General features: G+C 61.1%; 11 protein-coding genes. 5 read left to right on the forward strand and 6 right to left on the reverse strand.

Annotation, left to right across the window (positions count from 1 at the left end; all coding sequences use genetic code 11):
* Positions 1–74: 74 nt before the first annotated feature.
* Entirely contained in the window at positions 75–1,037 is a 963-nt protein-coding gene (gcvA, locus tag PQU92_RS06500; RefSeq protein ID WP_272747404.1) for a transcriptional regulator GcvA, read from the forward strand.
* 20 nt (positions 1,038–1,057) lie between these two features.
* Here gcvA and PQU92_RS06505 read toward each other — a convergent pair whose 3' ends face one another.
* The gene (locus tag PQU92_RS06505; RefSeq protein ID WP_272747405.1) at positions 1,058–2,068 is read right to left on the reverse strand and encodes a cysteine synthase A; all 1,011 of its coding nucleotides are present in this window, start codon (positions 2,066–2,068) and stop codon (positions 1,058–1,060) included.
* Between the two features lie 245 nt (positions 2,069–2,313).
* Between PQU92_RS06505 and PQU92_RS06510 the strand changes: the two genes are divergently transcribed.
* The 4 genes from PQU92_RS06510 to rpoD all read left to right on the forward strand — a co-directional run bounded on the left by PQU92_RS06510 (position 2,314) and on the right by rpoD (position 8,301).
* On the forward strand, positions 2,314–3,285 hold the full coding sequence (locus PQU92_RS06510; RefSeq protein WP_272747406.1) for a homoserine kinase: 972 nt from the start codon (positions 2,314–2,316) through the stop codon (positions 3,283–3,285).
* Positions 3,286–3,459: 174 nt separating this feature from the next.
* Positions 3,460–4,038, forward strand: a complete 579-nt coding sequence (locus PQU92_RS06515) for a hypothetical protein (protein ID WP_272747407.1) — start codon at positions 3,460–3,462, stop codon at positions 4,036–4,038.
* Positions 4,039–4,175: 137 nt separating this feature from the next.
* Positions 4,176–6,059: a DNA primase gene (gene dnaG / locus PQU92_RS06520; protein ID WP_272747408.1), complete on the forward strand. Its 1,884-nt coding sequence runs from the start codon at positions 4,176–4,178 to the stop codon at positions 6,057–6,059.
* Between the two features lie 157 nt (positions 6,060–6,216).
* Positions 6,217–8,301, forward strand: coding sequence for an RNA polymerase sigma factor RpoD (rpoD, locus tag PQU92_RS06525; protein WP_272747409.1), 2,085 nt, complete (start codon positions 6,217–6,219; stop codon positions 8,299–8,301).
* A 136-nt stretch (positions 8,302–8,437) separates the two neighbouring features.
* Here rpoD and PQU92_RS06530 read toward each other — a convergent pair whose 3' ends face one another.
* From PQU92_RS06530 to PQU92_RS06550, 5 genes are all read right to left on the reverse strand, one after another.
* The gene (locus tag PQU92_RS06530; protein WP_272747410.1) at positions 8,438–8,848 is read right to left on the reverse strand and encodes an NUDIX hydrolase; all 411 of its coding nucleotides are present in this window, start codon (positions 8,846–8,848) and stop codon (positions 8,438–8,440) included.
* Positions 8,849–8,926: 78 nt separating this feature from the next.
* Positions 8,927–11,380: a DNA topoisomerase (ATP-hydrolyzing) subunit B gene (gene gyrB / locus PQU92_RS06535; protein ID WP_272747411.1), complete on the reverse strand. Its 2,454-nt coding sequence runs from the start codon at positions 11,378–11,380 to the stop codon at positions 8,927–8,929.
* A 2-nt stretch (positions 11,381–11,382) separates the two neighbouring features.
* Entirely contained in the window at positions 11,383–12,519 is a 1,137-nt protein-coding gene (gene recF, locus PQU92_RS06540; RefSeq protein WP_272747412.1) for a DNA replication/repair protein RecF, read from the reverse strand.
* Between the two features lie 273 nt (positions 12,520–12,792).
* Positions 12,793–13,290, reverse strand: a complete 498-nt coding sequence (locus PQU92_RS06545) for a GNAT family N-acetyltransferase (protein WP_272747413.1) — start codon at positions 13,288–13,290, stop codon at positions 12,793–12,795.
* A complete protein-coding gene (locus tag PQU92_RS06550; RefSeq protein ID WP_272747414.1) occupies positions 13,291–13,572 on the reverse strand; it encodes a type II toxin-antitoxin system TacA family antitoxin in 282 nt (93 codons plus the stop codon).
* Positions 13,573–13,650: the final 78 nt, after the last annotated feature.

Below are 13,650 nucleotides of genomic sequence, written 5' to 3' on the forward strand. Positions count from 1 at the left end.
AGGGCCGCATCTGAGGGTTTTTACAGAAAGATCAGTCAGGCTATCCGATAGTCTAAACTGATGCGGGAGTCATTATGTCGCGTGACCGTTTGCCGCCATTGTCGGCGCTGCGTGTGTTTGAAGCCGCTGCGCGCCATGAAAGCTTCAAGCACGCCGCCGAGGAACTGTTCGTTACACCCGGCGCGGTGTCGCAGCAGATTCGCCTGCTGGAAGAGCATGTCGGCGTCGAGCTGTTCGTGCGCGACGGCCGCCGGGTGGTCCTCAGCGATGCGGGCAAGGCCTCGTCGATCATCCTCAAGGAAGCCTTCGAAAAGATGTTCGAGGCGACCCGCGTCATGCGCCAGACCCAGCAGAAGGGCCGCGTCACGGTTTCCGTCGCGCCGTCCTTTGCCGCCAAGTGGCTGATGCCGCGTCTGGGCGATTTCTCCGCCGCCAATCCCGATATCGACGTCTGGGTGTCTGCCGACATGGCGACGACTGACTTTGCGGTCTCCGACGTCGATCTGGCCATCCGCTACGGCACCGGCAACTACAACAACGTCCATGTCGAGCACCTGCTGGTCGAGGCCGTCCTGCCGGTCTGCTCGCCCGCCCTGTTCGACGCGGCCCCGATCCGCAAGCCCGCCGACCTGACGCACCACACCCTGCTGCATGACGTCAGCTCCGACCTCGATCCGTCCGATCCCGACTGGGCGATGTGGCTCAAGGCGCACGGCGTCGACGGCGTCGATCCGTCGCGCGGCCCGCGGTTCAACCAAAGCCACATGGTCATCGAGGCCGCCGTGGCCGGTCGCGGCGTAGCTCTGGCCAAACGCACGATTGCCGAGGCCGATCTGCGGGCCGGTCGTCTGCGCGGCCTGTTCAACGAAAAGGACGCGCCGGTCAGCTTCGGTTACCATCTGGTCTGGCCGCAGACGCGTGAGCCGTCGATGGCCCAGACACGGTTCATGGACTGGTTGCGCGCTCAGGCCCGCGACGGCGGCCATGCGACCGCCAGCCCGCAGGACCGTCCGGTCTTTGCGGCGCAGGGGATCTAAGGCGGCACTGGCGGCGTTCATCAGGCCGGTTCGCTCCACGGTGGCGTGGGCAGGCCCTTGGAGGCCAGAAACTCGGCATTGAAGATCTTCGACGCATAGCGGTTGCCATAGTCACATAGCACGGTAACGATGGTCTTGCCCGGACCGATCTCCTCGGCCAGCTTGATCGCCCCGGCGACGTTGAGCGCCGACGACCCGCCAACGACCAGACCCTCATAACGGTCGAGATCGAACAGCACCGGCAACCACTCTTCGTCGGCGACCTGATAGGAATAGTCCGGCGTAAAGCCTTCGAGATTGGCCGTGATGCGGCCCTGACCGATGCCTTCGGTGATCGAGGTGCCTTCGGATTTCAGTTCGCCGGTTTTATAGTAGTTGTAGAGCGCCGCGCCATACGGATCGGCCAGACCGATTTTGATGTCCGGATTGAACCCACGCAGGCCCATACCGACCCCGGCCAGAGTCCCGCCCGAGCCCACCGCGCAGATAAAGGCGTCGATCTTGCCGCCGGTCTGTTCCCAGATTTCCGGGGCCGTGGCGTCGATATGGGCGTTACGGTTGGCGACGTTGTCGAACTGATTGGCCCAGATGGCCCCGCCCGGCTCGGTCTTGGCCAGCTCTTCGGCCAGACGCCCGGAATAGCGGACATAGTTGTCAGGGTTGGAATAGGGCACGGCATCAACTTCGATGAGTTTTGCCCCCAGCATCCGGATGGCGTCCTTCTTTTCCTGCGCCTGAGTGCGTGGAATGACGATGACGGCCTTATAGCCCAGCGCATTGGCGACCATGGCCAGACCGATGCCGGTATTGCCCGCCGTCCCTTCGACGATGGTGCCGCCGGGCTTCAGCAGGCCCTTCTTTTCCGCATCGCGGATGATCCACAGGGCGGCGCGATCCTTGATCGACTGCCCCGGATTGAGGAACTCCGCCTTGGCCAGAATCTCGCAGCCCGTCTGCTCCGACGCGCGGTTGAGACGGATCAGGGGCGTATCGCCAACAAGGTCGAGCACGGAGGATACGGTTTTGGCCACGGAAAACTCCTTTGAAGTCGGTTTGCGCTATTGGATTTACTCTATAATCCCAAGCGATAGATTCTCACCCGGTGGTTTAGCGCGACTTACAGATATGCTGACGGCCTTATAGAGCAAGGATTTGACAGCGGTCAACGCGACGGCCTAAGATTTGCGAACGGCTTGCAAAATGTCATGTCCCTATTGTCGAAAGGGGATTGCCTCGCCTATAGCAGGGCTAACGCGAATAAGGGCACCCGGGACGCATGGCCGTATTTACAAAAGTATCTCTCGATGAGGCCCGCGCCTATCTGAGCCAGTACGAGATCGGCGACCTGCTCCACCTCGAAGGGATCGAGGAAGGCGTCTCCAACACCAATTTCAAGGTCGAGACAACGACGGGGCTCTATGCCCTGACCCTGTTCGAGGCGGCGACGCCCGAAGCGGACCTGCCCTATTTCATGGACTATACCCTGCATCTGGACCGCAAGGGCTATCCTGCGCCCGGCCCGGCCCTCATGCGATCCGGCGAGAGCATCGGGCGCATCAACGGCAAATCCTGCGCCCTGATCAAGTGGCTGCCCGGACGCTGGCCGCGCAATCCCGATGTGCGCCATGCCGCCTCGGCGGGGGAGTATCTCGCGAAACTTCACACCGCCGGGGCCGACTTCCCGCAGCACCGCGACAATTCGATGGGTATCAGTGTCTGGGATCACCTGATCGAACGCTGCGAACCGCGCGCCGCGCAATCGGCCCGCGCCGAGGCCATCCTTTCCGATTTCCGCGCCGAGGTGGCGTGGCTGAAAACCGTATGGCCGGAAACCCTGCCAAAAGGCGCGATCCACGCCGACTATTTTACCGACAACGTCCTGATGGACGACGACGGGCAGGTCACCGGCGTCATCGACTACTATTACGCCTGTACGGACTTCTACGCCTACGATCTGGCGGTGTCGTTCAACGCCTGGGGTTTCACGCCCGGCGGTCAGCCGTTGCCGGAGATGATCAGCGCCTTCGTCAACGCCTACCACAAAGAGCGGCCCCTCTCAGAGGCCGAGATCGCGGCCTTGCCGCTGTTTGCGCGCGGCTCGGCGGTCAGGTTTACCCTGACGCGGCTTTACGACCTGCTCAACCACGACCCAAGCTGGGTGGTGAAGCCGAAGGACCCGGAGGCCTTCTACCGCCGGCTGGAATATCACCGCGGCCTGAATTCCGGACGGCGTTATTTTAAATCTTGACGCCTATCCGAGGGCGTGAGACCGGTGGGCTTATAACCGGCCTAGAGCGGTATGGCTTAAATGGAATCGCCATCCCGCTCTAAGTGTTTGCTTTGTCGCGATATTGTCGTCGAAAACCGCTCACACTTTTCGACATATCGCTCTAAACCCCCGCAGGGGTGGGAGGACATCGCCATGTTGTTGAGCCTGCTCGCCACACTGCTTCTGGCCTCGACGCCCGCCAAACCCGTAGCCGATATCCCGCCGCCGATGACCAACGGCGTCTTCATCGACAAGGGTGCCTGCCCGGGCGAGGCCTGCGCCCTCTCCGGCAAACTCAAATGGACCCAGCCTGTAGCCGTATATGACCGGCCCTCATCGAAAGCGCGCAAGATCGGCGCACTTCGTGCCAACGAATGGGTCGAGGTCGTGGCACGGGAATTTCATATGGCTCCGACACGCGGCGTGGTCCGCGAGCCTAACGGTCAGGCCGAGCAGTTGGCCCGGGGCGATGTCGTTTACATTATCGGTTATCAGGGCGAAGGGTGGGTGGAGCTTTGGCGATCCGGGCAGCGCCTGAGCTGGGCCGAACCGGATATCGAAGCCAATCTGGCAGAGATCGACTGGGATACCGTTTCGAAAACACAGCCTGAGCCAGTCATGTGGGTAAAGGTCAGGCGCACCAAAGCCGCGTCCGGATGGGTGCGCGACTTTACGAATGTCCGTTGCGGCGGGCAAATGGACCGCGACCCCGACTGCCCGCCCTTGAACTGAGGGGCCTGGGATCAGGGGCAGGATTCACCGTACCTATTCGGTATGAACGACCTACGCGTCAAACCCGACCGAATGACGCAGGACATAAGGGCTGCTTTTTCTCTTCCTTCCGGTCGCAAGGCGCGTATATGTAAATTGTGCGCTTCGATGACCGTTTTCTGGAAGAACTGAAATCCCGCTTGCGGCCGTCGGAGGTCATCGGCAAGGCGGTGAAGCTGCGCCGCAACGGCCGCGAATGGGTCGGCCTGTCCCCTTTTTCCAAGGAAAAAACACCGTCCTTTTACGTCAATGACGAGAAGGGCTTTTTCCATGACTTTTCGTCGGGCAAGCACGGCGACATCATCTCGTTCTTACAGGAAACCGAGCGCCTGAGCTTCGTGGAAGCGATCGAAAAACTGGCCGCCGAAGCGGGGATGGCCCTCCCCGTCCAGACGCCGCAGGACGCTCAGGCGCAGATGAAGCGGCAGGGCCTGAGCGACTGGATGGACCTGGCCGCCAAATGGTTTGCGGCCCGCCTGCACGACAAGACGCCGGGGGCACAGGCCGCCCGCGAATACCTCAAACGCCGCGGTCTCAGCGATCAGGACGTGGCCGATTTCGGTCTCGGCTATGCCCCCAAGGACCACACCGCGTTGAAAGACGCGTTGGTACAAAAGGGGGCCAAGGTTTCCGAACTGGTCGAATGCGGACTTTTGATCGAGGTCGAAGGCAAGGCCCCCTATGACCGGTTCCGCAACCGCCTGATGTTCCCCATCGAAGATGCACGATCCAAAATCGTCTCCTTCGGGGGGCGGGCGCTCGATCCGGATGAGAAGGCCAAATATCTCAACGGTCCGGAAACGCCGCTGTTCCACAAAGGATCGCTGCTGTTCGGTTTGCCGAAAGCGCTGAAAATCCTCGGTTCCGCGCAAACCGGCCCGGAACTGGTCGTGGTCGAAGGCTATATGGACGTACTGGCCTGTCAGCGGGCGCAGATTGCCGCTGTCGCGCCGCTGGGGACCGCCCTGACCGAAGAGCAGATCGACATCCTCTGGCGCCGTCACCCGGAACCGACGCTGTGTTTCGACGGCGATAAGGCCGGGATGCGCGCCGCCGACCGGGCGCTGGATCGTGCTTTGCCGAAGTTGAAGCCCGGCAAGTCGTTCAAGGTCTGCCTGATCACCGGCGGCAAGGACCCGGACGACGTGCTACGCGAAAAAGGCCCGCTGGCCCTGCGCGAGGCCCTCACCGTCACTCAGCCCTTCGTCGAGGTGCTGTTCAAACGCGAACAGGATCTGGAGCCGCTCGATACGCCCGAACGCAAGGCGGGCCTCAAGAAGCGTCTGCGGGCGCTGGCCGGGCAGATCGAGGACAAGGATCTCGCCGACAGCTACCGTCAGGACCTGATGGACCGCTTCGACGCCCTGTTCCGGCGTGAACCAACACAAGGGTTTCAACGCGCCCCGTTCCAGCCACGTGGCAGCTTCAAAAACGGCAAATTTATCGAGCCGCCGATCCAGATGACCCCCGAAGGCGGCCGCGCGGCGCAGGCGCTCTCCAGGGCGCTTGATCCGATGTCCGCCGTACTGGCTCAAGGGCTGCTTGACCACCCCGACTGGATGATGGATCAGGCCGAGGCGCTGGATGCCTACGGTCTGGGCGATCCAGCGCTGGAAAGACTGGCCAAAACGCTGGTGTCTTTAAGTTTTTCCACAAGCCCCCTTGACTCCGCCAGTGTGAACCGCCATCTGCAAAATCAAGGTTATGGCGCATTATTGAGCGAGATACAAAAGGCAGCCCTCAGAGCGGCATCGCCAATCCTCGCACAGGACATATCTCTCGCGGATGCCCATAGTCGCTGGCTCAAAGCGTTCAACGCGTTCGCGCGTTTGACGGCGTTGGACCGTGCATTAACGGCGGCTAAAAACGAGGCCTCGGCTTCTTTTGACGCAGAAATTTTTTCACGGACCAAGCTGGAACGCGACGCCTTGCGCAAAGCCTTGAAAAGCGGACAGATTTTTGAAGTGGATGCGGATGATTAGCCCGCCCGAAAAGTGTTTACGGTTTTCGGAAAAGCGGGCTAAAAACTGAAAAGTTTAATCATTCGTTGAGCTTCTTCGTTAATATAAGCCATCTGCGGTAAAAATGCCGCACATGATTGAGGTCTCACGCGGTGGATGCCGCTGGGCGGAGAATTAAATGAGCCAAGCTACGGACAAGCCTGAAGCCGATGCGTCGTCCGACGGTCCCCTTCTCGACCTTACCGACGCCGGGGTAAAGAAGTTCATCAAGCAGGCTAAGGCCCGCGGCTACGTCACGATGGACGAACTGAACAAGGTCCTGCCGTCGGAGGAGTTCACCTCCGAACAGATCGAAGACACCCTGGCCATGCTCACCGAAATGGGCGTGAACGTCGTCGATTCGGAAGAGGACGTCGCCGAAGGCGGTGAGATCGCCGTGCGCGAAGAAGCCGGCGCGGTCATCGAGACGACCAAGACCTCGAACTACGACCGCACCGACGACCCCGTGCGCATGTATCTGCGCGAAATGGGCTCGGTCGAGCTTCTGTCGCGCGAAGGCGAAATCGCCATTGCGAAACGCATTGAAGCCGGGCGCGACACCATGATCCGTGGTCTGTGCGAATCCGCCCTGACCTTCGAAGCCATCATGGTGTGGCGCGAGGAACTGGGCTCGGGCCGCATCCTGCTGCGCGAAATCATCGACCTCGAAGGCACCTACGGCGGCGGTCCTGCCGAAGGCCCGCCTCCCGGGGCTATGGGCGAAGAGGTCGACGAGGAAGACGGCGACGGCACGATTGCGCTGCGCGCCCCGGCCCCTGTGGTGAAAGAGGCGCCGAAGCCTGAGCCGAAAACCGAAGTCGTCGAAGCCAAGCCGGTCGAGGCCAAGAAGCCCAAGTCCGGCGATGATGACGACGATGACGACTACGTCCCGATGGATGAGGAAGAGAAGAAGCCTCAGCCGGAAGAGGAAGACGAGGACGATTTCGACGATGGCGCTGGCCCGACCGTTTCGGCGATGGAATCCGAACTGCGCGAAGGCGTCATGGCCACGCTCGACGCCATCGCCGGCGAGTTCGAGACCTACCGCCGCACACAGGAAAAGATGCTGACGGCGAAGCTGGAAGGCCTGCCGCTCGATCCGGCCGACCGCGCCGCCTATGACGAAGTGACGGCGACGATCACCCGTCACCTCAAGACGCTCAAGCTCAACAACCAGCGTATCGAAGCACTGGTCGAGCAGCTCTATACGATCAACAAGCGCCTGATGGGGCTTGAAGGCCGTCTGCTGCGTCTGGCCGACTCCTACGGCATCTCGCGTCAGGAATTCCTGCAGCACTACTATTCGCGCGAGCTCGACCCGCAATGGGCCGACAAGGTCCGCGATCTGGGCGTGCGTTGGCAGAAGTTCGCCGATAACGAAGCCGGATCGATTGCCCGTATCCGCGGCGACATCATTGGTCTGGCGACCGATATGGGTGTGGCCGTCGACGACTACCGCCGCATCGTTCAGACCGTGCAGAAGGGCGAGCGCGAAGCCCGTCAGGCCAAGACCGAAATGGTCGAAGCCAACCTGCGTCTGGTTATCTCGATCGCCAAGAAATACACCAATCGCGGCCTGCAATTCCTCGACCTCATTCAGGAAGGCAATATCGGCCTGATGAAGGCCGTCGATAAGTTCGAATACCGCCGCGGCTACAAGTTCTCGACCTACGCCACCTGGTGGATTCGTCAGGCGATCACGCGCTCGATCGCCGATCAGGCCCGCACCATCCGTATCCCGGTGCACATGATCGAGACGATCAACAAGATCGTCCGCACTTCGCGCCAGATGCTGCACGAAATCGGTCGCGAGCCGACACCGGAAGAACTGGCCGAAAAGCTGGCCATGCCGCTGGAAAAGGTGCGCAAGGTTCTGAAAATCGCCAAGGAGCCGATCTCGCTCGAAACCCCCATCGGCGACGAAGAGGACTCGCACCTCGGCGACTTCATCGAAGACAAGAACGCCGTCCTGCCGATCGACGCGGCGATCCAGTCGAACCTTAGAGAGACGACGACGCGGGTTCTGGCCTCGCTCACCCCGCGTGAAGAACGTGTTCTGCGGATGCGTTTCGGCATCGGCATGAACACCGACCACACACTGGAAGAAGTTGGCCAACAGTTCTCGGTGACCCGCGAACGTATCCGGCAGATCGAAGCCAAGGCGCTGCGCAAGCTGAAGCACCCGTCGCGGTCGCGCAAGCTGCGCTCGTTCCTGGACTCCTAGTCAGGGGGTTTGGGGCCTGCGGCCCCAAGTCTTTCTAAACAAAAGAAAAGCCTCACTTCTTGGAGTGAGGCTTTTCTTTTGTTCAAAGGTTTCGTGGGGTCACGGACCCCACACCCCTTTACCGGGAACAGGACGGCTACAGTCCGAGTCGCTTGGCGGCTATCGGCATAAGCTGGTATTTCGACAGTGGCGCGAGCGGTAAGTCTACGGCATCGCTTGGATCGATCCAGCGAATTTCCTCGATCTCCGCCGCTGCAAAGACGGGTCTGTCTATCTCGATATAGAAGGCGTGAGAGTGGACGCTGTGACCCGCTTCATTCACCGCCTCCGCATGAAACTCGCCCAAATATTCAGCCTGCTCAGGGGCGATTTCCACCCCGATTTCTTCACGCAATTCGCGCCGCAAGGCGTCGAATGGCGTCTCACCGACATCGATCTTGCCACCCGCCTGCATGAAGAATGCTGACCCGCGCTTGCGCACCACAAGTGCCAATTTGCGTGTGCGATCAACGATCAATGCGGTCGCAAGGCGAATGATTTGGCTCATAACCGCGTCACCTGCTCCAAGTTAGGGGGTGCAGGGCCTGTGGCCCTGCATCTTCTTACCTTGTCAGCCTTCGAGCCCTTAGGCATCCACCTCGGCGTTGAGCGCATTATCCTGAATGAACTCACGGCGCGGTTCGACCAGATCGCCCATCAGCTTGACGAACAGGTCGTCGGCCTCGTCGCTCAGGTTCACCTTGACCTGCAACAGGGTACGGGCGTCCTTGTCGAGCGTGGTTTCCCACAGTTGCTCGGCATTCATTTCGCCAAGACCTTTATAGCGCTGGATGGTCATGCCCTTGCGGCCCGCATCGAGCACGGCGGCCACGAGGTCGAGTGGTCCACGAATGTCGGTCGACTTGTCCTTGCGACGATATACGGCGACCTCGGCGAACAGATCGGCCAGACCTTCGACGCGTTCGCCCAGACGGCGGGCGTCGAGCGAGTGCATCAGGCCGTCATCGAGGACGATCTTTTCCGACACGCCGCGACGGACGCGGGTAAAGACATAGCCGCCGGCTTCACCGGCTTCGACCGACCACGGGCCGTCGCCGTCTTCGTTGAGGCGGTCGAGACGCGTGGCCACCGCGCCAAGGTCCGGGTTTTCGCCGAACAGACCGCCGAGCGCCGCCTGTTCCAGCGCAAAGGCCGGGGCGCGCATCGACAGGCGGTCGACCGTACCTTTGAAGGTCTTGGCGGCACGCACCTGCGCTTCGAGGTCCTGACCGACAATGCGTTCGCCGTTACGCAGTTCGAGGACGGCCTCGGTCGTGCCCTCTTCGATCAGGAAGGCGTCGAGTTCGGTATTGTCCTTGAGGTAGCGCGACGACTTGCCCTTGGCGACCTTATACAGCGGCGGCTGGGCGATATAGAGGTAGCCGCGCTCGATGATCTCCGGCATCTGACGGTAGAAGAAGGTCAGGAGCAGGGTGCGGATGTGCGCGCCATCGACGTCGGCGTCGGTCATGATGATGATCTTGTGGTAGCGCAGCTTCTCGATATTGAAGTCGTCGCGCCCGATCCCGGCCCCCAGGGCCGTGATCAGCGTACCGATCTGATCCGAGGACAGCATCTTGTCGAAACGCGCGCGCTCGACATTGAGCACCTTACCACGCAGGGGCAGGATGGCCTGATTTTCGCGGTTACGGCCCTGTTTTGCCGAACCACCGGCCGAGTCACCCTCGACGATAAAGACTTCGGACTTGGCCGGATCGCGTTCCTGACAGTCGGCCAACTTGCCCGGCAGCGAGTTGATGTCGAGCGCCGACTTGCGGCGGGTCAGTTCGCGGGCCTTGCGTGCCGCTTCGCGGGCCGAGGCCGCCTCGATGATCTTGGAAACGATCGTCTTGGCCTCGGTCGGGTTCTCCTCGAACCACTGCGACAGCTTGTCGTAGACGAGGCCTTCGACCGCCGGACGCACTTCGGAGGAAACCAGCTTGTCCTTGGTCTGCGATGAAAACTTGGGGTCCGGCACCTTGACCGACAGGACGCAGGTCAGGCCTTCGCGGGCATCTTCGCCCGAGACCGAGACCTTCTCCTTCTTGGCCAGACCAGAGGATTCCATGTACTGCGTCATCACCCGCGTCAGCGCCCCGCGGAAGGCCGCCAGGTGGGTGCCGCCGTCGCGCTGAGGGATGTTGTTGGTGAAGCACAGCATCGTCTCGTGGTAGCTGTCGTTCCATTGCAGGGCCAGATCGACCTCGACCTTTTCGCGCAGGCCGCGCACCGACACCGGCTCCTTGATGATCGCGGTCTTGGATTTGTCTAGGTGGCGGACGAATTCGACGATGCCGCCTTCGTAGTTCAGAATAACGTCGTAGGGCTCGGCTTCGCGCAGGTCGGCGAAGCGGATATGAACGCCCGAATTGAGGAAGGCCAGTTCGCGCAGACGGTGTTCCAGCGTTTTGCGGTCGAAATCGATGAAGGTGAAGGTACCCTGATCCGGGCCGGTCTTCAGCGACGGCAGGAAGGTGACGATGGTGCCGGTCAGGGGCTGCCCCGCCTTCGGCCCTTCGGTGCGCGTCGGGGCATCGCCGGTGATGGCGACCGACCGGGCGGTTTCACCCAACTCAAAGCGCGCTTCGTGGACCTTGCCATTGCGGAAAATCTTGAGTTCCACGTAATCCGACAGGGCGTTGACGACCGAGACGCCGACGCCGTGCAGACCGCCGGAAACCTTGTACGAGTTCTGGTCGAACTTACCCCCGGCATGGAGCTGGGTCATGATGACTTCGGCGGCGGAGACGCCTTCCTCGGCGTGGATATCCACCGGCATGCCGCGCCCGTCGTCGGACACCGAGCACGAGCCGTCGGCATTGAGGATGACCTCGACGCGCGTGGCGTGACCGGCCAGGGCCTCGTCGATAGCGTTATCGACGACTTCGTAAACCATGTGGTGCAGGCCCGACCCGTCGTCGGTGTCGCCGATATACATCCCCGGACGCTTGCGCACCGCGTCCAGCCCCTTGAGGACCTTGATCGAATCCGCGCCATAGGCATTCGGTGCGACGTCGGGATGTTCTTCGTTTTCGGCCATGCCTAGTTCCTAAATTCCGTCCATTGACCGCCTTCGACGCGGACGCCCAGAGCGCGCCCTTTGAGACCATCGAAGAGGTTTTCATCCGTACCTGTAAACAGGGTTTGCAGGCCCAGATGATCGGTTTCGTCAAACAGCGCGCCCCGGCGAATCGGGTCGAGGTGCGCCGCCACTTCATCCAGTAACACTACAGGATTCGGGGCCATTTTGACACGCGAAAGTCGCGCCCCCTGCGCCAAAATCATATTCAGAACGAGGGCTTTTTGCTCCCCCGTCGAACAATCCGCCGCCTGACGATCCTTATCGCGGTGAAAGACGCTCAGGTCCGTGCGATGCGGCCCGAAAAGCGACCGTCCCGCCGCCGAATCACGGGCTCTGGCGCGAGCAAAACCGTCGCGCAACCAGCCGTTCAGGGCGCGGTGATCATACACCGCCACGGCCCCGGATTGCTCTTCGCCGGTCAGGCCCAGATCGGCCTTCGGGAAGGCGCCCTGATGGCTCTCGATCTCGGCCTGCAAAGCTTCCAGCGCCAGACGACGGGCGACGATCATGCCCACCCCGGCATTGGCCAGCCGCTCCTCCAGTGCGTCGAGCCACACGGCATCGGCAGGCCCTTGGGTCAGCAGTTTCAGGCGTTCGCGCAGGGCCTTTTCATAGGCCGCGACGGTGGACGCGTGATGCGGGTCGGCGGCGAAGACCAGCCGGTCAAAAAAACGCAGGCGTTCGGCGCGAGCCTCTAAAAAAATCCGGTCCTGCGCCGGGGTCAGCCAGACGAGCCTGAGATGGTCGAGCAGCCGCCCGGCGACGACGGTCTGCTGATCGATACGCACGGCGCGTTTATCGAGATTGCGCGGGTCCGAACCGGTCCCCAGCCGTACCTCTTCATCCTCGGTCTTGAGGATGGCCGACACGCCCCAGGCGCGACCTTTGGTTTCGTGCGGTAACCGCCGCCCCAGATCGCCGACCGAAGCATTACGCAGCCCGCGACCGGGGTTGAGGACACTGATCGCTTCGAGGAAATTGGTCTTGCCCGCGCCATTGGCCCCGAACAGATACAGCGACCGGCCTTCCAGATCGACATCGAGCCGCTCATAACCGCGAAACTCGGTCAGGCTGAGGGTGTGCAGACGCGTTTTCATCGGCAACCATTGAGTACGGCGCTAACCGCATTGAACGTTTGACCACGAAAAACACGAAAAGCACGAAAAAATTCTTTGCGCCGAAACACCGCGCGAAGCGCCTTAAAGCCTGTCACCTCAACAAGCTGGACAAACGCCCTTCGGGCACATGTGCTCCACGCAATGGCGTTCGTGCTTTTCGTGTTTTTCGTGGTCAAAATCTTAAAGGGCCCGAAACGCGCTGGATCAGATGAGTTGGCTTCGACCTACCATGCCCGCCGACTCAGGCAAAGCCTAGCTTGCCGCCGCGCGCAAATCTTTGATCAGGGCGTAAAGATGTAGAGGATCAGACGGTGACGGCTGAAAGTCATAACGTTCATAGAAGGCCCGTGCACGGTCATCCTTGGCATGGACGATCAAGGCACGGACACCCGCAATATCGGCGGCCTGAAGCGTGCGGCGAATGGCATCCTTGAGCAAACCCGCCCCCAGGCCCCGCCCCTGCCAAGCCTTGCCTATGGCGAGTCGAGCCAGCAACATAACCGGCACCGGATGACGTGCCAGACCCTTTTTCAAGCGCTCCGGCGCATCATCGTAATAGACTTCGCCCACGACCAACGAATAGAAACCGACAATTTCGTCGCCCGCCAGTCCGACATAGGTCACCGCCGAATTGGCCGTCTGGTTCGCCAACGCAAAGCGAATAAGAAACCGGTTCAGCGCCTCTTCGCCACAATCGAAAGCCCCGACCGCATGGTGGCGCGATAATTTTTCGATGCGAAAAACCGTCACTCAGCGCGACTCGAACGGGCTGTCGGAATTGAAGAGTTCGCGGACCGCCGGAAGATCGCGCGGCTCGGCATCCAGCGCCGCCGAAAATGCTTCCCAGCGTTCGGCATCCAAAGCAAAAGCTCGACGTTCCGCCAGAGTTTCCTCGGCTTTCGACAAGGCGCTTTCCAGAACGAATTCACTTACCGAACGGTGCGCCGTTTGCGCCGCCGCTTGCAAATAGGCCTTGGCTTGCGGGGTCAACCGCAGGTCCAGCTTTTGATTTCGAATAGGGGCTGTTGTCATATCAAATCCAATATCACAGTCGCCAGACATTGTCATGACAAAACAAAAGGCCGCGAGCAGATGCGCGCGGCCTTTTAA

It is taken from the genome of Asticcacaulis aquaticus (assembly GCF_028550415.1).
GTDB lineage: Bacteria > Pseudomonadota > Alphaproteobacteria > Caulobacterales > Caulobacteraceae > Asticcacaulis > Asticcacaulis aquaticus.

Bases quoted from the DNA above. Each gene is read 5' to 3' on its own strand.
- PQU92_RS06530 (WP_272747410.1), bottom strand. From the start codon at position 8,848: ATGAGCCAAATCATTCGCCTTGCGACCGCATTGATCGTTGATCGCACA.
- PQU92_RS06515 (WP_272747407.1), top strand. From the start codon at position 3,460: ATGTTGTTGAGCCTGCTCGCCACACTGCTTCTGGCCTCGACGCCCGCC.
- recF (WP_272747412.1), bottom strand. From the start codon at position 12,519: ATGAAAACGCGTCTGCACACCCTCAGCCTGACCGAGTTTCGCGGTTAT.
- rpoD (WP_272747409.1), top strand. From the start codon at position 6,217: ATGAGCCAAGCTACGGACAAGCCTGAAGCCGATGCGTCGTCCGACGGT.
- gcvA (WP_272747404.1), top strand. From the start codon at position 75: ATGTCGCGTGACCGTTTGCCGCCATTGTCGGCGCTGCGTGTGTTTGAA.
- gyrB (WP_272747411.1), bottom strand. From the start codon at position 11,380: ATGGCCGAAAACGAAGAACATCCCGACGTCGCACCGAATGCCTATGGC.
- PQU92_RS06550 (WP_272747414.1), bottom strand. From the start codon at position 13,572: ATGACAACAGCCCCTATTCGAAATCAAAAGCTGGACCTGCGGTTGACC.
- PQU92_RS06510 (WP_272747406.1), top strand. From the start codon at position 2,314: ATGGCCGTATTTACAAAAGTATCTCTCGATGAGGCCCGCGCCTATCTG.